Raw genomic sequence first — 20805 nt, 5'->3', positions numbered from 1 at the left:
GCGGCGGACATTCCAAAGGAAGGACATTCGACCCATGGTCAACCCGATCAACGCCGCCGCGGCCTATGCCAACACGGCCTTCAACACGACCGGGCCAGGCATGGCCCCGCGCAACGGAGTCAGCTTCGGCGACGTTCTGGAGCAGACCGCCAAGGAGGTCATCGGCGACCTGAAGCAGGGCGAGACCATGACCGCCAAGGCCGCCGTCGGGCAGGCCGACCTGACCGACGTCGTCCAGGCCGTGACCAACGCCGAGGTGACGCTTCAGACCGTCACCGCCGTGCGCGACAAGGTGCTGTCGGCCTATCAGGAAATCCTGCGCATGCCGATCTGACGGCAGCGCCCGAATTTTGAGCGCCCGTGTTCTGAACGACCATGCCCTGAGCGTACTGCCATGAGCGAAACCGACGTCATCGAGATTTGCCGCACCTCCATCGTCACGCTGGTGTTCGTGATGGCGCCGGTGCTGGTGGCCATGATGGTTCTCGGCACGGTCATCTCGGTGTTCCAGGCGGTGACGCAGATCAGCGAACAGACGCTGGCCATGGTGCCGAAGGTGCTGCTGGTCTTCGGCCTGTCGATTCTGCTGATGCCCTTCATGCTGGGCGAGTTGCGGTCTTTCTTCGAGCACGAGGTCGCCGACCGCATCGTCGCCATCGGCACGGGCGCCGTCAGCGTGCCCAACGCCGGGAACCTGCCCGGCGGCGGCGGATGAACCTGCTCCAGCAGTTTCTGGGCGACCAGATCTTCGTCTGGCTGCTGGTGTTCGCCCGCGTCGGCACCGCCTTCAGCGTGATGCCGACCATCGGAGACGCCTTCGTTTCCACCCGCACGCGGCTTCTGTTCTCCGTGGCGGTCAGCGTGCTGGTGGCGCCGGTGCTGGGCGACCGCATGCCGCCGATCCCCGACAACGTGTTCCGCCTGTTCATGCTGCTTCTCGGCGAGATGGTGGTCGGCATCTTCATGGGGACCGTCGCGCGCCTGCTGATGGGCGCGCTGGAGGTGGCCGGGACGATCATCGCGCTTCAGTCGGGCCTGTCGAACGCCCAGATGTTCAACCCGGCCATGGCCTCGCAGGGATCGTTGCCCGGCGCTCTGCTGGGATGGCTGGGGCTGCTGCTGATCTTCATCACGAACCTGCACCATCTGCTCATCATGGCGGTGGTGGACAGCTATTCCACCTTCGCGCCGGGAGCGCCGATCCCCATCGACGACATGGCGAACGTGGTCGGGCAACTGGTCGGCAAGTCCTTCATGCTGGGCGTGCAGATGTCGGCGCCCTTCCTGATCTCCGGCATGCTGTTCGCGCTGGCGCTGGGGCTGCTGAGCAAGCTGGCGCCGCAAATCCAGGTGTTCTTTCTCTTCACCTCGCTGCAGGTCGCTCTGGGTCTGTTCATGTTCGCCCTGACCCTGGCCGCGATGATGATGTTCTGGCTGACCCATTTCGAGGCCGCCTTCGTCGATTTCCTGAGACCGGGCTGAGCGGGGAGAGTTCCGGTGTCCGAAGACGCGGATGAATCATCCAAAACAGAAGATCCGACGCAAAAGAAGCTCGACGAGGCCCATAAACAGGGCCAGTACGCGATGACCCAGGAAATCGGCAACTGGCTGATGGTCGCCGCGGCGCTGGTGATTCTGATCACGACCCTGCCCGGCACCCTGATGGGCATGGTGCCGCGCCTGAATTTTTTCTTCGAGAACCTGGACCAAATCCCCATGGACCAGGGCGGCGTGGGCGCCCTGCTGATGCGGGTGATGAAGATCATTCTGTGGGCGTTGTGGCTGCCCATCGTCCTGCTGCTGATCGCCGGCGTGCTGGGGACCATCGGGCAGAAGGGCTACAACGTTTCCTGGGAACTGATCGTCCCGAAATTCAGCAAGCTGGACCCGATCGCGGGCATCAAGAACTTGTTCAGCGCCCAGAAGGGCGTCGATCTCCTGAAGAGCCTGGCGAAGGTCGCGGTGGTCGGCGTCGTGGCCTATCTGGCGCTTCAGCCGATGATGCTGACCATCGGGCATTACATCGGCATCGACATGATGATGCTCCTGCGCGAGATGGACAGTCTGACCTTCCGGCTGCTGGCCGGGGTTCTGGCGATTCTGACGCTCATCGCCGGGGCCGACCTGTTCTGGCAGCGCCACAGCTTCGACAAGAAGATGCGCATGACCAAGCAGGAGGTGAAGGACGAGCACAAGCAGGCCGAAGGCGACCCCCATGTGAAGGGCCGCATCCGCCAATTGCGGTTCGAACGGGCGCGCAAGCGCATGATGGCCGCGGTGCCCGGCGCCGATGTGGTGGTGACCAACCCGACCCACTTCGCCGTCGCGCTGAAGTACGACGCCAAGACCATGGGCGCCCCGATGGTGGTGGCGAAGGGCGCCGACGCCGTCGCCTTCAAGATCCGCGAGATCGCTGAGGAAAACGGGGTGCCCGTGATGGAGAATCCTCCCCTCGCCCGTGCGCTCTATGCCGCATGCGATATCGACGAGGAGGTTCCGTCCGAGCACTATCGCGCCGTGGCGGAAGTCATTACCTATGTCTTCAAGCTGAAAGGACGCACGGCGCGGAACTGATACGGTTGGAAAATGGCCACCTCCATTATTTTCCAACCGTCAAGCCCGGCAGATCAATGCGTTAGCATTGATTGAGAGGGGCATGCCGGCGGCGCCTGAAGGCGCCGCCGGCATGAGGACCGTTCCCGGACCTTTCATTGCGGCGAACGGCTGACCTGGAGTTCCGGTGGACGACACGACCTCTTCCTTTGCCGACAGCACCCCCGCCGGACGCCGCACCGAAAGTGTCGCGGGGGCGGGCGAACGGTCCGGCGGCGTGTTCGCCACGGGGGCGCTGGCGATTCTTCTTCTGGCCGGCTTGGCGGCGGCGGGGGCCGGGGTGCTTCTGGACCACGATCCGCTGGCCTGGGGGGGGCTGACCACCGCCGGGGCGGGGGCTCTTGCGGTGGCGATCCGCATGGTCCGCGCGCGTCGGCGGGTCGCCCGCGTCGGGGCCTTGCTGGGCAGCGCACTGGAGGGGCTGCCGTCCGGCCAGCTCGTCTGCGACGCGGCCGGGCGGGTGGTCTTCGTCAACGGCACCTTCCGCTCGCTGACCGGCTGGAGCGAGGGGGAGCCGCCCCTGCACGCCCTGGAGCGCCAGTTCGCCGACGATCCGGACAGCGCCGACGCCTTCCGACGCCTGTGCGAGCGGGTGAAGGGCGGCTATTCCGGCTCCATCGAGCTGGCGGTTCGCCAGCAGGGGCGCGCCGCCGAATGGCGCCGCATCCAGGGGCAGCCCATCGACGGGCACGCCGGTGCGGTGCTGTGGCGCGTCGAGGACATCACCGCGCGGCGCGAGTTGGAGCAGGTGACCCGGCGCGAGCAGACCCAGCTCGTGGACTTCATGGATCATGCGCCGGTCGGCTTCTTCTCGGTGGACCAGGACGGGCATTTCCAGTTCGTGAACGCGACTTTGGCGAAGTGGCTGGGTTGCGCGCCGGAGGATCTGGTGGAGGGCGGGCGCCGCCTGCACGACGTGCTGACCAACCCGCCTTCCGGCACCGCCCCGTACGACCTGATGGAGGGCGGCGGGATCGAGCAGCGCGGCGAGATCGCCATGCGCGGGCTACAGGGACGGCGCTTCCAGGCCTATGTGGCGCAGAGCGTGGTGACGGGCGAAGACGGGCGGACGGTGCACACTCGCTCCGTCGTGCGCGACCTGACGCCGGAGCGCGAGTGGCAGGAGGCCCTGCGCCTGTCCGAACAGCGTTTCCAGCGCTTCTTCGAGGACGCGCCCATCGGCATCGCCCTGGTGGACGAGGGCGGGCGGCTGGCGGAATGCAATCAGGCCTTCCTGGCGCTGATCGGCAGCGAGGCCGGCAACGTCATCGGGCGCACCATGGCCGACCTGATCGTCCCGGCGGAGCGCGCCATGGTGACGGAGCGGCTGACCGCCGTTCAGGGAGGCTCCGACCCCGCCGCCCCGCTGGAGGTGCGGCTGACCGGCGGGCGGGAACTGGTGGCCCAGCTCTACGCACGGCGGCTGGGCGGGGTGGGGCCGGAAGGTGCGGCGGGGCTGATCCTGCATTTCATCGACATGACCGAGCGCAAGGGGCTGGAGGCCCAGTTCGCCCAGTCGCAGAAGATGCAGGCGGTCGGCCAGTTGGCCGGCGGCGTGGCCCACGACTTCAACAACCTGCTGACCGCGATGATCGGCTTCTGCGACCTGCTGCTGCTGCGGCACAAGCCGGGCGACCAGTCCTTCAGCGACATCATGCAGATCAAGCAGAACGCCAACCGCGCGGCCAACCTCGTGCGGCAGCTTCTGGCCTTCTCGCGCCAGCAGACGCTCCAGCCGCGCGTGCTGAGCGTGACCGACGTGCTGGCGGAGCTGGGCAATCTGATGCGCCGCCTGATCGGCGAGAACATCGAACTGAAGATGCTGCATGGCCGGGACATCGGCTACGTCAAGGTCGACCAGAACCAGTTGGAGCAGGTCATCATCAACCTCGTGGTCAACGCGCGCGACGCCATGGCCGGCGGCGGGCGGCTGACCATCGTCACGTCCAACCATGTGGTCGAGCAGGCGCTGCGCCGCGAGCATGAAACCATTCCCCCCGGCGACTATGTGTCCATCGAGGTGATCGACACCGGCTGCGGCATTCCCAAGGAGAACCTCCAGCGCATCTTCGAGCCCTTCTTCACGACCAAGGGGGTGGGGTCCGGCACCGGGCTGGGGCTGTCCACCGTCTATGGAATCGTCCGGCAGACCGGTGGCTTCGTCCTGGTCGAATCGGAGAAGGGGGAGGGGACGACCTTCACCATCCTGCTGCCCCGCCACAAGGGCGAGGCCCGCCCCGACCAGGGCGAGCCGCGCGAGCGGCGCGGCAGCGACCTGACCGGTTCCGGCACCATCATGCTGGTGGAGGACGAGGACGCCGTGCGCGTCTTCTCCGCCCGGGCGCTGCGCAACAAGGGCTATCAGGTGCTGGAGGCCAAGAACGGCGAGGCGGCGTTGCAGCAGATCGGCACGGACGGCAGCCGCATCGACCTGCTCATCACCGACGTGGTGATGCCCCAGATGGACGGCCCGACCCTGGCCCGCCACGTCCGGCAGATGCGCCCGGAGATGCGGGTGATCTTCATTTCCGGCTACGCCGAGGACCGTCTGGGCGAGATCGACGGGGTGGAGGTCGCCCATTTCCTGCCCAAGCCCTTCTCCCTGAAGCAGCTTGCCTCCAAGGTGAAGGAGGTCATCCGGGACGGGAAGTGACGGGACGGTGCCTACCCGACGCGCCAGCCGTGATAGGTCCAGCGTTCCGTTCCCGGCACGTCGAGCGGCTCCCAGCCTGTGCGCCCGGCGCCGATGGGGCGGTCGGACAGGACCAGGGCTCCCGGCGCCAGGAAGGGTTCGATCAGCCCGCCGATCCAGCGGCGGATGCCGTCCTCCTCGTCCTCCCGCGCGCTGCCGATGTCGGCGTGGGCCAGCCGGACCGCGCCGCGGAACCGCTCCGCGGCGGCGGGCAGAGTCTCCCGGAAATCGCCCAGGAACAGCCGGTCCTCGTCCGGACGCAGGCTGGGCGGGACACGCGCCCACATGTCGAACACCAGGATGTCGCGCGGCGGGAACAGGCCGCGCAGATGGTCGTAGGTGCGGCCCTTGCCAAGGCCAACTTCCATCACCAGACCGGGCGACCCCGCCACGAATCCGGCGGCCCAGCCGAGCGCCACGCGCTGCGCGGTGAGGCGGTCGATCATGCGGTCGAGCGTGGAGCGGGCGGCGGTCATGGCGGGCTTCCGGAGGGGCTGTCGGTGCGGCGTTCCATGCTGAACGCCGCAGCCGGTTTTCCGTTGCGCAGCGATTGTAGGGCGCCGGATCGTTCCTAAATTCCGGCCTATGTTCCGGTGAGAACATTCGCAGAACTTTCGGCTTCTCCAATGAGAACAAATCTGGTACGTTGCGTCCTATCGAATGACCGTTGGCGAGATCGGCGGCGAGATCGGCGGCGAGAGCCTTGGCCCAGGGGCCGCAGATGTGATCTAACAAGGGGAGACGGGCATGTCGTCCGCACAGCTTCGTTTGGTCGAGAAGGATTCCATGGATAAGCAGAAGGCCTTGGATGCCGCTCTGGCGCAGATCGAGCGCGCCTTTGGCAAGGGCTCGATCATGAAGCTCGGCGCCCGCGAGAACACGGTCGAGACGGAGGTCGTGTCCACCGGCTCGCTCGGTCTCGACATCGCGCTGGGCATCGGCGGCTTGCCGCGCGGCCGCATCATCGAAATCTACGGGCCGGAAAGCTCGGGCAAGACGACGCTGGCTCTGCACGCCATCGCCCAGGCCCAGAAGGCCGGCGGCACCTGCGCCTTCGTGGACGCGGAGCACGCGCTCGACCCGGCCTACGCCCGCAAGCTGGGCGTGAACATCGACGAGTTGCTGATCTCCCAGCCCGACGCCGGTGAGCAGGCACTGGAGATCGCCGACACGCTGGTGCGCTCCGGCGCGGTGGACGTGCTGGTGGTCGACTCGGTGGCGGCCCTGGTGCCGCGCGCCGAGCTGGAAGGCGAGATGGGCGACAGCCACGTCGGCCTGCACGCCCGCCTGATGAGCCAGGCGCTGCGCAAGCTGACCGGTTCCATCTCCAAGTCGAACTGCCTGGTGATCTTCATCAACCAGATCCGCCTGAAGATCGGCGTGATGTTCGGCAACCCGGAGACCACGACCGGCGGCAACGCGCTGAAGTTCTACGCTTCCATCCGCCTGGACATCCGCCGCATCGGCGCGATCAAGGACCGCGAGACGGTGGTGGGCAACCAGACCCGCGTGAAGGTGGTGAAGAACAAGATGGCCCCGCCGTTCCGCGTGGTCGAATTCGACATCATGTACGGCGAGGGAGTGTCGAAGGTGGGCGAGCTTCTCGACCTCGGCATCCAGGCCGGCGTGGTGGAGAAGTCGGGCGCGTGGTTCAGCTACGACGGCACCCGCATCGGCCAGGGCCGCGAGAACGCCAAGAACTACCTGCGCAACAACCCGGCCACGGCCGACGCCATCGAGGCGAAGATCCGCGGCAACGCCGGCCTCGTCGCCGACGCCATGATGGGCACCCCGGAAGCCGACGCGGACGCCGCCACCCCGGAGTGATCGGGGGCGAGTGACGGAGTGGTTCCGCTGTACGAAAGCCCTTCTCCGGTCCGCCGGGGAGGGGCTTTCGCCGTCTTGCCGGAAAGCTGGAAAAGCCCTACATTCAGGCTAGGCGGACGGGTGTTCCAGCACCCGCCCGCCGGCCCGGTCCTAGCGGTTCAGGATTTCAAGCAGCAGCTTGAGCGCCCGCAACAGCAGGATCAGGAGTTCGAGGATTTTCCGCATCCTCTCATCTCCTTGTAAGCGGCGGGGCGGTGGCCTATTCCACCGCCCGCCCGCGCCGACGATCATGCAGATGTGTGGCGCTTCGTCCGCGCGGCCTGACGCCGCGCGGGGGCTCGTTGCGGGCACTCTGTGGACAGCCACCGCAAGTCACGTTAAAAGCACGGTTCGGCCGCGATAAAGGCCGCGATGCCGACTGTAGCCGGAGCCTGGACAGCTTATGAAGACCGCCAACGACATCCGCCGCACGTTCCTGGACTTTTTCGCGAAGAACGGCCACCAGATCGTGGAGTCGTCGCCGCTGGTTCCGCGCAACGACCCGACCCTGATGTTCACGAACGCCGGCATGGTGCAGTTCAAGAACGTCTTCACCGGCGCGGAGCAGCGGCCCTATTCGCGGGCGACCACCTCGCAGAAGTGCGTGCGGGCGGGCGGCAAGCACAACGACCTGGACAATGTCGGCTACACGGCGCGGCATCACACCTTCTTCGAGATGCTGGGCAACTTCTCGTTCGGCGACTATTTCAAGGACGACGCCATCGCCTTCGCCTGGAACCTCGTGACGAAGGAGTTCGGGCTGCCGGCGGACAAGCTGCTGGTCACCGTCCACAGCTCCGACGAGGACGCGGCGGGCATCTGGCGCAAGGTCGCCGGCCTGTCGGACGACCGCATCATCCGCATCCCGACCGACGACAATTTCTGGCGCATGGGCGATACGGGTCCCTGCGGTCCGTGCTCGGAAATCTTCTTCGACCACGGCCCGCACATCGCCGGTGGTCCTCCGGGCTCGCCCGACCAGGACGGCGACCGCTTCATCGAGATCTGGAACCTCGTGTTCATGCAGTATGAGCAGCGCGGTCCCGACGACCTGATCTCCCTGCCGAAGCCGTCCATCGACACCGGCATGGGGCTGGAGCGTCTGGCCGCCGTGCTCCAGGGCAAGCACGACAACTACGATATCGACCTGATGCGGGCGCTGATCGTGGCCTCCGCCGAGGCGACGAAGACCGCGCCGGACGGCGCGCACGCCGTCTCGCACCGGGTCATCGCCGACCATCTGCGCTCCTGCTCCTTCCTGATCGCCGACGGCGTGCTGCCGTCGAACGAGGGCCGGGGCTATGTGCTGCGCCGCATCATGCGCCGCGCCATGCGCCACGCCCACATGATCGGGGCTGCTGAGCCGCTGATGCACCGCCTCGTCCCGGCGCTGATCCAGCAGATGGGCGATGCCTATCCGGAGCTGAACCGCGCCCGCGCCCTGATCGTCGAGACGCTGAAGCTGGAGGAGACCCGCTTCAAGCAGACGCTGGAGCGCGGCCTGCGCCTGCTGGAGGACGAGGTCGGCCGTCTCGGCGAGGGCCAGCCGCTGCCCGGCGACGTGGCCTTCAAGCTGTACGACACCTACGGCTTCCCGCTGGACCTGACGCAGGACGTTCTGCGCACCCAGGGCCGCCCGGTGGATGAGGCCGGCTTCAAGGCCGCCATGGACGAGCAGCGCCGCAAGGCCCGCGAATCCTGGGCGGGCTCCGGCGAGGCGACGACCGAGAAGCTGTGGTACGAGCTGAAGGACGAGTTGGGCGCCACCGAGTTCTTCGGCTACGACACCGAGGTTGCCGAGGGCAAGGTGACCGCCATCGTCAAGGGCGGCGCCCGCGTGGAACAGGCCGCCGCCGGGGAGGAGGTGCTGGTCATCGTGAACCAGACGCCCTTCTATGGCGAGTCGGGCGGTCAGGTCGGCGATGCCGGCGTGATCTTCTCCGCCGAGGGCACCGAGGTCGCCGTTTCCGACACCCAGAAGAAGCTGGGCGCCGTCTGGGCTCATGTCGGCACGGTCACCAAGGGCACGCTGAAGGTCGGCGACGTGGTGGAACTGCGCGTGGACACGGAGCGCCGCTCGGCCATCCGCGCCAACCACTCGGCCACCCACCTGCTGCACGAGGCGCTGCGCCGCCGCCTGGGCGAGCATGTCACCCAGAAGGGCTCGCTGGTCGCCCAGGAGCGCCTGCGCTTCGACATCAGCCAGCCGACCGGCCTGACCCCGGCGGACATCGCCGTGGTGGAGGACGAGGTGAACCGCCGCATCCTGGCCAACAGCGAGGTCGTCACCCGCCTGATGTCCCCCGACGAGGCCCGCGCCGCCGGCGCCATGGCCCTGTTCGGCGAGAAGTACGGCGACGAGGTGCGAGTCGTCTCCATGGGCGGCCCGCATGGCGAGCTTGACCGCGACTACTCCATCGAGCTGTGCGGCGGCACCCACGTCCGCCGGACCGGCGACATCGGCCTGTTCAAGATCGTCGCCGAGGGCGCCGTCGCCGCGGGCGTGCGCCGCATCGAGGCGCTGACCGGCACCGGCGCCAAGGCGTGGCTGTCGGAGCGCGACCATCTGCTGACCGAGGCTGCGACCGTCCTGAAGGTCCGTCCGGAAGACGTCCCGACGCGCCTCGCCGCCCTGGTCGACGAGCGCAAGAAGATGGAGCGCGAACTGGCCGAACTCCGCCGTCAGGTCGCCATGAGTGGCGGCGCCAAGGCGGACGGCGGCAACGAGGCCAAGGACATCGCGGGCGTGAAGTTCGCCGCCCGCGTGGTCGAGGGCCTGCCGGCCAAGGATCTGAAGCCGATGGCCGACGATCTGAAGAAGCAGGTCGGTTCCGGCGTCGTCGTTCTGATCGCCTCGAACGAGGGCAAGGCGTCCATCGTCGTCGGCGTCACCGACGACCTGACCGGCAAGGTCAGCGCCGTCGATCTGGTGCGCGTCGGTGCGGAAGCGCTGGGCGGGAAGGGCGGCGGCGGCCGTCCGGACATGGCCCAGGCCGGCGGTCCGGACGCCGCGCTGGCGCCCGCCGCGGTCGAGGCCATCGAGAAGGCCCTGGCGGCCAAGGCCGCCTCTTAACCGCGCATTTCTTCCGAGCGCGCCGGCTCCAAGACGGGGGCGGATGCGCTCGGTGGATGCCGGCGGATCACGAGACCGGGGCGGTCGGGGATGCCGTAACGGCGGTATTCCCGCGCCAACTGGCCGGTCAGGGCCAGCCCGGCCATGCGGACGTCCGCCGCCAGCGAGGCCAGCGGCGCGTCCAGCGTCTTGGGCCGGTTGCGTTCCACCAGGAAGTGTCCGAGCCACGCCGCCCCGTAGCCGACGAGGGGTGCTGCCAGAAGAGCGCGCCAATCGCGGCGCGCGACCCCCACCGTCAGCAGGGCCGCCGCCGACACCGTGCCGGCGACATGCAGCGCCCGGTTCGCCGGGTGGCGGTGCTGTTCCAGATAGTCGGGCCAGAAGTTCGGATCGGTCGCCATGGCGGACTCCTTCCGCGGGGGAACGCCGGGCAGCCCGCAGCGGTTCCGTCTTGCATGACGCCCGCCGTGCTGGAAGGATGCGCGGGTCAACGAACGATACCGCGGAACCGATTGGCATGCGCTTCACCGGCACCGATTCCTACGTCGCCACCGAAGACCTGATGGTGGCCGTCAACGCGGCCATCACGCTCCAGCGCCCGCTGCTGGTGAAGGGGGAACCCGGCACCGGCAAGACCGTGCTGGCCCAGGAGGTCGCCCGCGCCCTGAACAAGCCGCTGCTCGCCTGGCACATCAAGTCCACGACGAAGGCGCAACAGGGACTCTACGAGTACGACGCGGTCAGCCGCCTGCGCGACAGCCAACTCGGCGAGGAGCGGGTGCGCGACATCGGCAACTACATCGTGCGCGGCAAGCTGTGGGAGGCGTTCGAGGCGCCGGAACCCCCCGTGCTGCTGATCGACGAGATCGACAAGGCGGACATCGAGTTTCCGAACGACCTGCTGCTCGAACTCGACCGCATGGAGTTCCATGTCTACGAGACGCGGCAGACGGTCAAGGCGGCGCGGCGCCCCCTCGTCATCATCACCTCCAACAACGAGAAGGAACTGCCGGACGCCTTCCTGCGCCGCTGTTTCTTCCATTACATCCGCTTCCCCGACCGCGACACGATGGAGCGGATCGTGGAGGTGCATTATCCGGGCCTGAAGCAGGACCTGCTGCGCGAGGCGATGGCGCTGTTCTACAGCCTGCGCGAGGTGCCGGGCCTGAAGAAGAAGCCCTCCACCTCGGAGCTTCTCGACTGGATCAAACTGCTGATGGTCGAGGATGTGGACCCCGAGACCCTGCGCGCCAAGGACGCCCGCAGCCTCATCCCGCCGCTGTGCGGCGCGCTGCTGAAGAACGAGCAGGACGTGCACCTGCTTGAACGGCTGGCTTTTCTCGCCAAGCGGGAAGGGCGGTAGGGGGCGGGCCGTCCCCTTCGCCGGCCCGCCCGTCATTGCCCGATGCCTTCTACGCCTCGTTCACCGACAATGTGCCCGCCACCGGAGCGGAGGCGACCAGTGCGCCCGTGGGCAGGTCGGGCGATGTCGCCGGCCAGAGGGCGCCGCCCTTCAGCAAACGGTTCTTGGCGATCCGGGCGATGCTGACGCTGTTCGACTGGTTGCCGCCGAGAACGTGGTACGCGTCGTTGTCCATGCCGGCGCAGAAACCCACATGCCCCTGCCATCCTGCCTCCGAACCCCGCCAGAACACCAGGATCGCGCCCCAGACGGGTTCACAGGCTTTCCCGAACTTAAGCCAGTTCCGGGCGCCGAGGGGGTTGTTGGGAAGCGCTTCCAGAGGAAGGGTGGCCCCGATGCAATGCGCAACGAAAAGACCGCACCAAGGAATATCGTCGTTCGGGTAATGGATGTCCAAATTGTCCGCCCATTGCAGGATCACCTTGTTCGATCCGCTTCCAGAAACCTCCTTGGTTCCCATCAGCCGCTTGGCTTCGTCCATCCAGACCAGGGTATCGGTGACGCCCGGCGGGGATGCGGTCATGAAAAGGGCGCGCGCCGTGTGGGGGCCGACCACACCGTCCGGAACCAGACCCCGCGCCTGCTGAAATTTGATGACCGCAGCGATGGTCTTCCGTCCCCATACGCCATCCAGTGAACCAGGATCGAACCCTTGGGATTGAAGCGCCGTCTGAACCGCCAAGACGTTCATCTCTTCCTCCGTGGTTACCTAAGTGTGCATAAGCTTGACCGCTCCATCAATCGAAGGGGAGTGATGATGGGTGTCCACAATTATTGGCAAGGCAATCCTGGCTTTCAAAACGGAAAGCTTGCGCCAATGGTCATAGGCACGGCCTTGTTCAATTCCGATGCAGCCGCTCTTGCCCTTTCGGTTGTCGACTGACCACTTCCATCAGGCGGAAGGGGCGATGGGAAGGGCTTGACCGGGGCCACCGTCCTGGGGCAGCCTGTCGACATGCAATCGACCCCGCACCTGAACCGAATGCGAATTACCGCCCCGGCGCTCTGAAAGAGGGCGCCGGACCGCGAGCGTTCGTTTTCGCAATCTGGTGTGGAGTGTGGCGTGTCCGTGCGCCCTGGGTCTTCCGGAACCCGCAATCCGGTCCGTCATCGTCCCCTGACTTTTTCTTGCGTGCGTCCGCAGCGTCTCCTGGCGGAGCGAATGCGGGGCTCTGCGCGAATTATCGGCCCGGTCCGCTGACGCGGGCCGGGTTTCGCGCCTTCCTTTTCCGCCCCCAGTCCGCACCCTCCGCCCGAGGACTTTCGCGATGCCGTCCGCGCACGCCACCCGTCTGCCTTCCGTTTCCGAACGCACCGATACCGAAGACCGATTGCCGCCCTGGCTCCCGCTGTCCGCCATCGAGGACGCGGCCGAGCGGCTGAACGGGCGGATCGTCCGCACGCCGCTGCTGCACGCGCCGTCCCTGGGACGCGCCCAAGGCGGAGACGTCTGGCTGAAGGCGGAGACCTTCCAGGCGACCGGCGCCTTCAAGGAGCGCGGCGCCCTGAACCGCCTGCTGCGCCTGACGGCGCCGGAGCGCGCGGCGGGGGTCGTCGCCATGTCCGCCGGCAACCACGCCGCCGGCTTGGCGCTGCACGCCCGGCGGTTGGGGGTGCAGGCGACCATCGTCATGCCGGTCACCGCGCCCCGCTGCAAGGTGGAGCGGACGGAGGCGCTGGGCGCCGAGGTCGTTCTGTCCGGCGCCACGGTGGGGGAGGCGAAGGCCCGCGCGCTGGAACTGGCGGCGGAACGGCGGCTGACCTTCGTGCATCCCTACGACGATCCCGACGTGATCGCCGGTCAGGGTACGGTGGGGCTGGAGGTGCTGGCCGACCGCCCGGATCTGGCCACGCTGGTGGTGCCGGTGGGCGGCGGCGGCCTGCTGGCCGGGATGGCGGCGGCGGTGAAGGCGCACCGGCCCGCCGTCACCGTGGTCGGGGTGCGGCTGGCGCGCCGGCGGGGACCGACGCTTGCGGATGGAATCGCGGTGGACGCCCTGGGCAAGCTGCCGCAAGCGCTGCTGGCCGGCTTCGTGGACGCTCTGGTCGAGGTGGAGGAGGCCGAGGTCGCGGCGGCGATGCGCACCCTGCACGGTTCCTTCGGCATGGTGGCGGAAGGCGCCGGGGCCGCCGCGGTGGCGGCCCTGCTGGCCGGGAAGGTGCCGGCGGGGGGCCGGACCGTCGCCGTGCTGTCCGGCCGCAACGTGGACCCCGTCACGCTGGTGCGCACGCTCGGGGTCCGGACGCTTGCAGCCTGACGGCTTATGGTGACGGCCTATGGGGCCATGAACACGCTGGCGTGCCGCCCGATCTCGCCGCTGGTCAGGTCGCGCGCAAGCACCGTCACGTCGGTGGAACCCGGCTTCGCGGCGTCCTGCGGCACGCGGACGAAGATGCGGTAGGTGGCCACCGAGTCCGCCTCGGCGGTCAGGGTCAGCGAAGCGCCGGTCTGGGCGTCCACGCTGGCGACCGACAGTTCGGCGTTCTTCAGCCCGTCCACCGACAGGCTGTAGGTCCGCGCCTCGTGCGTCTTGTTCAGGATCTTGATGGTGTAGGCGTTCTGCACCGCGCCGCCCGACAGTTGGACATAGAGCGGAGCCCGGTCGCGCAGCACGCTGACGTCCAGCGTCGGGCGCAGCGCCAGGGAAGCCGCCATGATGCCGGCGACCACCAGGATGATGAGCGCGTAGATCACCGTGCGCGGGCGCAGCAGCTTGACCGGGGCGGCCTGACCCTCCGCCTTGGCGACCTGGTTGGAGCGGGTGTCGAACAGGATCAGGTCGCCGGGGCGCCCGACCTGGGCCATCACGTCGTTGCAGGCGTCCACGCACAGGCCGCAGCCGATGCAGGAAATCTGCTGCCCCTTGCGGATGTCGGTGCCGGTCGGGCAGACATGGACGCACAGCTTGCAGTCGATGCAGTCGCCCAGCCCTTCCGCCGTCCGTTCGTCCCAGCTCTGCGACTTGCGCAGCGGCGCGCGCCCTTCGCCGCGCCAGTCCTGGTAGGTGACGACGTAGGTGTCCTCGTCCACCATCGCCGCCTGGAAGCTGCGCCAGGGGCAGACATAGATGCAGATCTGCTCGCGCGCCCAACCGGCGAAGAAATAGGTCGTGCCGGTGAACAGCCCGGCGAAGGCCAGCACCTTCCACGACACGTCCCCCGTCACGATCTCGCGCAACAGGGTCGGCGCGTCGTTGAAATAGAAGATCCAGGCGCCGCCGGTGACCAGGGAGATCACCAGCCAGATGGCGTGCTTCGACGCCTTCAGCCCCAGCTTGCGGGCCGACAGCGGCGCCTTGTCCAGGCGGATGCGCTCGGTGCGCGGGCCTTCCAGCTTGCGCTCCACCCACATGAACAGGTCGGTCCAGACCGTCTGCGGGCAGGCGTAGCCGCACCAGATGCGGCCCAGCAGGGTGGTGGCGAAGAAGATGCCGAAGGCACCGATGATGAGAAGGCCGGTGAGGTAATAGACCTCCTGCGGCCAGATCTCGATCCACAGGAAATAGGCGCGTCGGCCCACCATGTCGACCAGCACCGCCTGATCGGGGATGCCCGGCCCGCGGTCCCAGCGAAGCCAGGGTGTGACGTAGTAGATGCCCAGCAGAATCGCCAGCGCCAGCCATTTCAGCCGTCGGAAGCGGCCATGGACGTCGGCGGCGTAGACCTTGGGGCGGTGCACGAACCAGCGCTCGCGCGGCTGGTCGGCATCATGGGCCGCGGGGGCCGGGGCAGGGGAGGTGAGGGACATGGTGTGCGACCTTGCTTTGACGCGACGGCCAACCTAGCCCCTCCTTTATAAGCCTTCCGTGATGTAGTCACACTGCGGCAGATCAACCGCGTGCACATCGACCGCCTGGGCGGGCGGGATCAGACCGCCTCGCCGCGCAGTTCGGCCAGACCGTCCTCGTAGGCGCGGTCGAACAGCCCTTCCAGGCGCGCGTCGGTGCCGCGCAGGCCCGCGACCACCGCGTGCGCCCACTCGAAATACTCGATCTTGCGTTCCAGCGGCCAGTCGGCGGGCGGGCTGTGCGCCATGGAGCGCAGGTTGGACACCTTGTCGGCCAGCTTCACCAGCTTCGCGCGGGAAGAGGCGGTGGGGGCGGCATCGATTTGCCGCTGCTTGCGCTCCGCCTTGCGCAGACGCTTGTCGTCGGTGGTCTCGGCGACGACGCCGGCGACCTCCGCCCCGAAATGCTGCTCGATCTCCTCATAGGAGGCGTCGGTGTCCTCCAGCGTGTCGTGCAGCAAGGCGGCGATGACCACGACCGGGTCCTTGCCCGCCGTCGCCTCGGCGCACAGGAACGCCACCTCCGACAGGTGGTTGAGATAGGGTTCGGCGCGCACGCCCTTGCGGCGCTGGTCGATGTGCTTGTGCGCGGCGAATTCCAGCGCGCGGGCGAAGTCGAGGAGGGCTGTCATGGCGTTCCTGGCGGGTCGGCGCTACGATGGGGGCGGATGGGGATGGAACCCCACGGGGGGAAGCGGCATGTTCACGGGTTTCTTCTTCGAACTGCGCAAGGCGGGCGTGCCGGTCTCGCTGAACGAGTACCTGACGCTCATGGAGGCCATGAAGCGTGGCGTCGCCGACTTCCGCGTCGAAGACTTCTATTACCTCAGCCGGGCCTGTCTGGTGAAGGACGAGCGCAATCTCGACCGCTTCGACCGCGTGTTCGGACAGGTCTTCAAGGGGCTGGAGGGGCCGGAGGGGGGCGAGGGCGACGAAATCCCCGTGGCGGAGCTGCCCGAGGAATGGCTGCGCAAGCTGGCCGAACGCTTCCTGACCGAGGAGGAAAAGGCGCAGATCCAGGCGTTGGGCGGTTGGCAGAAGCTGATGGAGACGCTGGCACAGCGGCTGGCGGAGCAGAAGGGGCGGCACCAGGGCGGCTCCAAATGGATCGGCACCGCCGGCACCTCGCCCTTCGGCGCCTACGGCTACAACCCGGAGGGCGTGCGCATCGGCCAGACGGAATCCCGCCACCGCCGCGCCGTGAAGGTGTGGGACAAGCGCGAGTTCAGGAATCTGGACGATCAGGTCGAGATCGGCACCCGCAACATCAAGGTGGCTCTGCGCCGCCTGCGCAAGTTCGCCCGCACCGGGGCGGCCAGCGAGCTGGACCTGCCCGGCACCATCCGCGCCACCGCCGGCAACGCCGGCTGGCTGGACCTGAAGATGGTGCCGGAGCGGCACAACACGGTGAAGGTGCTGCTGTTCCTGGACATCGGTGGCTCCATGGACGACCACATCCGGCTGGTGGAGGAGCTGTTCTCCGCCGCGAAGGGCGAGTTCAAGCATCTGGAGCATTTCTACTTCCACAATTGCGTCTATGAGAGCGTGTGGCGCGACAACAAGCGCCGTCACGAGGAGCGCACCCCGACCTGGGACGTGCTGCACACCTATCCCGCCGACTACAAGCTGGTCTTCGTCGGCGACGCGGCGATGAGCCCCTACGAGATCGTCTATGCCGGCGGCAGCGTCGAGCATTGGAACGAAGAGCCGGGGCAGGTCTGGCTGCAGCGGATGCTGTCCGTCTACAGCCGCGCCGTCTGGCTGAACCCTGCACCGGAACGCCTGTGGGGCTACACGGAAAGCACCCGCATCCTGCAACGGCTGCTGAACGGGCGCATGTACCCGCTGACTTTGCAAGGGCTGGACGCCGCGATGCGGGAACTGGTGCGGTAGAACCGTCCGGACACCGGCTTCACGACATCCCGGTCGGACCGAACGGCGTTTGCCGAAGCGCGGCCCCGTTCACGCCCCCGATTTGGGCCGGGTGGCGACCGGAAACGCAACCGAAGGAGGAATTTTCTGATGCGCCGCGCGCCATGACAGGCGGCGGCGTTATTGGAAATTGTGGAAGCCTGTAAACGTACCAATAATCGGAAGCTTGCGCGAGGCCGTTAAGACTTTGGAAGCTTTTCGGACCCGTATCGCTTTCCGATACAAGTCGGGACACCTTTTCCAAAGAATTAAACATTGTAAATCGTTTTTGCGGCATCTTCGCAACATTGCCTGGGAAACGATGAGTACGAATCGTTATCCCTTGATCGCGCGGGCTGGCGATACGAACCATGCGGCTTCGTGAATACACCGTGCAGAAATGGGGATAAGGGGCAATGGAGGGGGTTCTCGCGCGCATCAGCATCAGCGCCAAGGTCTACAGTGTCGTCGCAATCCTGGGATTGGTGGCTGCCGTGGTTGGAGGGGTTGGCTTCTTCGGAATCCAGACCTACGACGACAGGGTCGACAGCATTCAGAACTGGTCCGAGCGTGCGCTGCTCAGCGAGCGGATCAATGGGGTGATCTATAAGGTCGTCATGGAAAGCCGCGGCGTCTATGCCGCGGACACCACCGTGGACGCCACCCCCTACGCGAAGAACATCTTCAGCGCCACCAGGGACCTGGAGAAGTTCATGGGGGAACTGGAGGCGCTCCTGCCTCCGCAGACCAAGATCGAATTCCGGGACGCCCAGCAGGCCGCGCAGGCATTCGTCATGCACCGCAACGAACTGGCCCGCCTCGGCGTTGAAGCCGGCCCCGCGGAGGCGCGCAAGCATGGCGACACCACCGAAGGCCGCGCGATCCGCAACAGGCTCAGCCAGTTCATGGAAGGGGCGTCCGAGCGGAACAGGCAGGGCATCGCCGAGGCCAACGAAGAGCTGGGCGCTCTGAACAACCTGATGACGACCCTGATGCTGGTTGCCGGTATCGGCGGTGGGCTCGGTGCGCTGGCGCTGAGCATCCTGGTCGCCCGCAACGGGATCTCCCGCCCGATCTCCGGGATCACCGACACGATGGTGCGTCTGGCGCAGGGCGAGACCTCCGTGGCGGTGCCGGGCCTCGGCCGCGGGGACGAGATCGGCGGCATGGCCAAGGCCGTGGCGGTCTTCAAGGACAACGCCATAGACCGCCAGCGCATGGTGGCCGCCGAAGAGGCGGAGCGCCGGGCCAAGGAGATGCGCGCCCACGCCGTCGAGGAGCTGGTCCAGTCCTTCGACCGGAACGTCTCCGGCATCCTGCGCACCGTCGCCTCCGCCGCCACGGAACTGGAGGCCACGGCCCAGAGCATGCTGACCACCGCCGACCGGACCAAGGGGCAGGCGGCCAACACGGCGGCGGCGGCCGAGCAGGCGTCGGTCAACGTGCAGACCGTCGCCGCGGCGACCAACGAGTTGACCGCGTCGATCAACGAGATCAGCGGTCAGGTGACCCGCTCCACCAGCATCGCCGGCCATGCGGTGGGCGAGGCGCAGCAGACCAACGAGCGCGTCCAGGGACTCGTCGCGCAGGCGCAGCGGATCGGCGACGTGGTGAAGCTGATCACCGACATCGCCTCGCAGACGAACCTGCTGGCGCTGAACGCCACCATCGAGGCCGCAAGGGCCGGGGAGGCCGGCAAGGGCTTCGCCGTCGTGGCGTCGGAGGTCAAGAACCTCGCCAACCAGACGGCCAAGGCGACCGACGAGATCGCCGCCCAGATCGCCTCGATGCAGGAGGCCACCGGCGGTGCCGCCGCGGCGATCAACGGGATCGGCGACACCATCGGCACCATCAGCGAGATCGCCACCATCATCGCCTCGGCCATCGAGGAGCAAGGGTCGGCGACCGGCGAAATCGCCCGCAACGTGCAGGAGGCCGCCCACGGCACCCATCTGGTGACCACCAACATCACGGAGGTCAGCGAGGGCGCCACCCAGACCGGTTCCGCCGCCACGCAGGTGCTGGGCGCCGCCGGGGAACTGTCCCGTCAGTCGGAGGTCCTGCGGACGGAGGTGGAGCGCTTCCTGGCGGGCATCCGCGCCGCGTAAGGGGTTCGGGGCGGGGGGCTCGCGCATGGGCTTGTGCATGGGCTTGTGCATGGGCGCGCCGCCCCGCCCCCGAAACATCCTGAACGGACCCAACGGCGTTTGCCGGACCGAAATCCCGTTTTTATCGTCGCGGACAATTCGTGTTCGAAAGAAGGGAATGGTCGTGGCGAAATCCTATCTGGCATCCTGGAAGAAGGCGAAGGACAGCTTCGAAAAGGCGACCGGCAAGAAGAAGCCCGATCCCAAGAGCCGCTTCGGCAAGCTGTTCAGCAAAATCAGCTCCACCGGTCTGGAAAGCGCGCTGAAGAGCTACGACGCCGCCACGACGGTGACGGATGCGCAGAAGCACGCCCGCGCCTTCCAGGCCGCGGCGGGCAGCTACATCCCCACACTCGATGCGGCGGGTAAGGCCGCGAAGCAGGAGGGAGACACGGTCTATGCCGACGCCTGCGCCGACATGGTGGCGGCGCTGAACAAGATCTCCGGCAACGTCGTGACGGACCTGGAGCGGTTCGACGAGATGCCGAAGAAGATCAACGACTATTTCAAGTCTCCTTACTGGTTCAAACTGCTGCAGAAGCAGGCCAAGAAGGAATATTCGCTGGAGAATGTCGAACTGTACGACATGTTCCTGCGGGGCAAGCTGTCGAAGGCGGACACGTCCGAGAAGGCCTACAAGGAATACGTCGCCGTCCGGTCGCCCAAGGAGGTGAACATCAAGTCCGGAACCCGGAAGGCGTGCAAGGAAGCCGCCGACCAGGGCGAGTGGACGTCCCTTCCCTGGAAGGATGTGGCGTTCGACCTTGGCGTGAACCTGAGCGACACCATCGCGCGTCTGCAAAGCGCGGTCGCCAAGGGGGAGATGTAACGGCCGGGACCGGTTGACGGGGCGGGCCTCCGCCGTCACCTTGAGGATCGGCCCTTCGGGGACGGCATCGGGAGACTTCGCCATGTACATCGCCATGAACCGTTTCCGCGTGCGTCCGGAGGCGGAGAAGGACTTCGAGGAGGTCTGGCTGAACCGCGAGGTTCACCTGAACAAGGTCCCCGGCTTCGTCGAGTTCCACATGCTTCGCGGCCCGCGCCACGACGATCACCGCCTCTATTCCTCCCACACCGTCTGGGAGTCGCAGGAGCATTTCCTGGCCTGGACCCGGTCGGAGGAGTTCCGCGCCGCCCATCGCGGGGCGGGTGACCGCAAGCCGCTCTATCTCGGCCCGCCGCAGTTCGAGGGGTTCGAGGTGATCCAGACGGTGGGGCGTACGGCGGGGCGGGAAGGCTGACCGTCCTCAGCGGCAAGTCGCCGCAGGACTGGTCCCGCCTTTGCAAGCG

The 20805-nt window shown here is 67.2% G+C and carries 19 protein-coding genes; 13 read left to right on the top strand and 6 right to left on the bottom strand.

Annotation, left to right across the window (positions count from 1 at the left end):
• The first annotated feature begins 34 nt into the window (after positions 1 to 34).
• From fliE to DS843_RS04185, 5 genes are all read left to right on the top strand, one after another.
• The gene (gene fliE / locus DS843_RS04205; RefSeq protein ID WP_149467640.1) at positions 35 to 334 is read left to right on the top strand and encodes a flagellar hook-basal body complex protein FliE; all 300 of its coding nucleotides are present in this window, start codon (positions 35 to 37) and stop codon (positions 332 to 334) included.
• Positions 335 to 394: 60 nt separating this feature from the next.
• Complete coding sequence (locus tag DS843_RS04200) at positions 395 to 715, top strand: flagellar biosynthetic protein FliQ (protein WP_149467639.1); 321 nt, start codon at positions 395 to 397, stop codon at positions 713 to 715.
• The gene (gene fliR, locus DS843_RS04195) at positions 712 to 1482 is read left to right on the top strand and encodes a flagellar biosynthetic protein FliR (protein ID WP_149467638.1); all 771 of its coding nucleotides are present in this window, start codon (positions 712 to 714) and stop codon (positions 1480 to 1482) included. The genes DS843_RS04200 and fliR overlap by 4 nt, the downstream gene beginning before the upstream one ends.
• A 15-nt stretch (positions 1483 to 1497) precedes the next feature.
• A complete protein-coding gene (gene flhB / locus DS843_RS04190; protein ID WP_149467637.1) occupies positions 1498 to 2574 on the top strand; it encodes a flagellar biosynthesis protein FlhB in 1077 nt (358 codons plus the stop codon).
• Between the two features lie 166 nt (positions 2575 to 2740).
• On the top strand, positions 2741 to 5266 hold the full coding sequence (locus tag DS843_RS04185; RefSeq protein ID WP_149467636.1) for a hybrid sensor histidine kinase/response regulator: 2526 nt from the start codon (positions 2741 to 2743) through the stop codon (positions 5264 to 5266).
• Between the two features lie 11 nt (positions 5267 to 5277).
• Here the strand turns inward: DS843_RS04185 and DS843_RS04180 are convergent, their stop codons facing one another.
• On the bottom strand, positions 5278 to 5781 hold the full coding sequence (locus DS843_RS04180) for a class I SAM-dependent methyltransferase (RefSeq protein ID WP_149467635.1): 504 nt from the start codon (positions 5779 to 5781) through the stop codon (positions 5278 to 5280).
• A gap of 310 nt (positions 5782 to 6091) precedes the next feature.
• Here DS843_RS04180 and recA point away from each other — a divergent pair, with 310 nt between their 5' ends.
• Together recA and alaS are read left to right on the top strand one after the other, a co-directional pair.
• Positions 6092 to 7132: a recombinase RecA gene (recA, locus tag DS843_RS04175; RefSeq protein ID WP_475849039.1), complete on the top strand. Its 1041-nt coding sequence runs from the start codon at positions 6092 to 6094 to the stop codon at positions 7130 to 7132.
• 442 nt (positions 7133 to 7574) lie between these two features.
• Positions 7575 to 10244 (top strand): alanine--tRNA ligase, encoded by a 2670-nt coding sequence (gene alaS / locus DS843_RS04170; protein ID WP_149467633.1) that lies wholly within the window; start codon positions 7575 to 7577, stop codon positions 10242 to 10244.
• On the opposite strand, the gene DS843_RS04165 is transcribed toward alaS, so the two are convergent.
• On the bottom strand, positions 10241 to 10645 hold the full coding sequence (locus DS843_RS04165) for an Mpo1-like protein (protein ID WP_149467632.1): 405 nt from the start codon (positions 10643 to 10645) through the stop codon (positions 10241 to 10243). The genes alaS and DS843_RS04165 overlap by 4 nt on opposite strands.
• Positions 10646 to 10761: 116 nt before the next feature.
• Between DS843_RS04165 and DS843_RS04160 the strand changes: the two genes are divergently transcribed.
• Entirely contained in the window at positions 10762 to 11607 is an 846-nt protein-coding gene (locus DS843_RS04160; protein WP_149467631.1) for an AAA family ATPase, read from the top strand.
• A 49-nt stretch (positions 11608 to 11656) separates the two neighbouring features.
• Here the strand turns inward: DS843_RS04160 and DS843_RS04155 are convergent, their stop codons facing one another.
• The gene (locus DS843_RS04155; protein ID WP_149467630.1) at positions 11657 to 12358 is read right to left on the bottom strand and encodes an NlpC/P60 family protein; all 702 of its coding nucleotides are present in this window, start codon (positions 12356 to 12358) and stop codon (positions 11657 to 11659) included.
• Between the two features lie 640 nt (positions 12359 to 12998).
• Here DS843_RS04155 and DS843_RS04150 point away from each other — a divergent pair.
• A complete protein-coding gene (locus DS843_RS04150; protein WP_286191922.1) occupies positions 12999 to 13925 on the top strand; it encodes a pyridoxal-phosphate dependent enzyme in 927 nt (308 codons plus the stop codon).
• 17 nt (positions 13926 to 13942) lie between these two features.
• Here the strand turns inward: DS843_RS04150 and ccoG are convergent, their stop codons facing one another.
• Positions 13943 to 15415: a cytochrome c oxidase accessory protein CcoG gene (ccoG, locus tag DS843_RS04145; protein ID WP_149467628.1), complete on the bottom strand. Its 1473-nt coding sequence runs from the start codon at positions 15413 to 15415 to the stop codon at positions 13943 to 13945.
• 119 nt (positions 15416 to 15534) lie between these two features.
• Positions 15535 to 16086: an HD domain-containing protein gene (locus DS843_RS04140; RefSeq protein ID WP_149467627.1), complete on the bottom strand. Its 552-nt coding sequence runs from the start codon at positions 16084 to 16086 to the stop codon at positions 15535 to 15537.
• A 67-nt stretch (positions 16087 to 16153) separates the two neighbouring features.
• Between DS843_RS04140 and DS843_RS04135 the strand changes: the two genes are divergently transcribed.
• Entirely contained in the window at positions 16154 to 17347 is a 1194-nt protein-coding gene (locus DS843_RS04135) for a vWA domain-containing protein (protein WP_149467626.1), read from the top strand.
• A gap of 19 nt (positions 17348 to 17366) precedes the next feature.
• Here the strand turns inward: DS843_RS04135 and DS843_RS04130 are convergent, their stop codons facing one another.
• Positions 17367 to 17738 (bottom strand): hypothetical protein, encoded by a 372-nt coding sequence (locus DS843_RS04130; protein ID WP_149467625.1) that lies wholly within the window; start codon positions 17736 to 17738, stop codon positions 17367 to 17369.
• A gap of 43 nt (positions 17739 to 17781) precedes the next feature.
• On the opposite strand from DS843_RS04130, the gene DS843_RS04125 reads away from it, so the two are divergent.
• The 3 genes from DS843_RS04125 (at position 17782) to hmuQ (ending at position 20756) form a co-directional block, all read left to right on the top strand.
• Positions 17782 to 19473, top strand: a complete 1692-nt coding sequence (locus DS843_RS04125) for a methyl-accepting chemotaxis protein (RefSeq protein ID WP_149467624.1) — start codon at positions 17782 to 17784, stop codon at positions 19471 to 19473.
• Between the two features lie 163 nt (positions 19474 to 19636).
• Positions 19637 to 20341 carry a regulator of G-protein signaling domain-containing protein gene (locus tag DS843_RS04120; RefSeq protein WP_149467623.1) on the top strand — a complete coding sequence of 235 codons (705 nt, stop codon included), beginning with the start codon at positions 19637 to 19639 and terminating at the stop codon, positions 20339 to 20341.
• An 82-nt stretch (positions 20342 to 20423) separates the two neighbouring features.
• A complete protein-coding gene (gene hmuQ, locus DS843_RS04115; RefSeq protein WP_149467622.1) occupies positions 20424 to 20756 on the top strand; it encodes a heme-degrading protein HmuQ in 333 nt (110 codons plus the stop codon).
• Positions 20757 to 20805 lie beyond the last annotated feature (49 nt).

It is taken from the genome of Roseomonas genomospecies 6 (genome assembly GCF_008365375.1).
Classification (GTDB): Bacteria; Pseudomonadota; Alphaproteobacteria; order Azospirillales; family Azospirillaceae; genus Azospirillum.
This window is presented reverse-complemented; position numbering and strand designations above follow the sequence as displayed.

Coding starts and splice junctions, on each gene's coding strand:
- fliE (WP_149467640.1), top strand. CDS start 35: ATGGTCAACCCGATCAACGCCGCCGCGGCCTATGCCAACACGGCCTTC.
- DS843_RS04200 (WP_149467639.1), top strand. CDS start 395: ATGAGCGAAACCGACGTCATCGAGATTTGCCGCACCTCCATCGTCACG.
- fliR (WP_149467638.1), top strand. CDS start 712: ATGAACCTGCTCCAGCAGTTTCTGGGCGACCAGATCTTCGTCTGGCTG.
- DS843_RS04180 (WP_149467635.1), bottom strand. CDS start 5,781: ATGACCGCCGCCCGCTCCACGCTCGACCGCATGATCGACCGCCTCACC.
- recA (WP_475849039.1), top strand. CDS start 6,092: ATGGATAAGCAGAAGGCCTTGGATGCCGCTCTGGCGCAGATCGAGCGC.
- alaS (WP_149467633.1), top strand. CDS start 7,575: ATGAAGACCGCCAACGACATCCGCCGCACGTTCCTGGACTTTTTCGCG.
- DS843_RS04165 (WP_149467632.1), bottom strand. CDS start 10,645: ATGGCGACCGATCCGAACTTCTGGCCCGACTATCTGGAACAGCACCGC.
- DS843_RS04160 (WP_149467631.1), top strand. CDS start 10,762: ATGCGCTTCACCGGCACCGATTCCTACGTCGCCACCGAAGACCTGATG.
- DS843_RS04155 (WP_149467630.1), bottom strand. CDS start 12,358: ATGAACGTCTTGGCGGTTCAGACGGCGCTTCAATCCCAAGGGTTCGAT.
- ccoG (WP_149467628.1), bottom strand. CDS start 15,415: ATGTCCCTCACCTCCCCTGCCCCGGCCCCCGCGGCCCATGATGCCGAC.
- DS843_RS04140 (WP_149467627.1), bottom strand. CDS start 16,086: ATGACAGCCCTCCTCGACTTCGCCCGCGCGCTGGAATTCGCCGCGCAC.
- DS843_RS04135 (WP_149467626.1), top strand. CDS start 16,154: ATGTTCACGGGTTTCTTCTTCGAACTGCGCAAGGCGGGCGTGCCGGTC.
- DS843_RS04130 (WP_149467625.1), bottom strand. CDS start 17,738: ATGGTTCGTATCGCCAGCCCGCGCGATCAAGGGATAACGATTCGTACT.
- DS843_RS04125 (WP_149467624.1), top strand. CDS start 17,782: ATGGAGGGGGTTCTCGCGCGCATCAGCATCAGCGCCAAGGTCTACAGT.
- hmuQ (WP_149467622.1), top strand. CDS start 20,424: ATGTACATCGCCATGAACCGTTTCCGCGTGCGTCCGGAGGCGGAGAAG.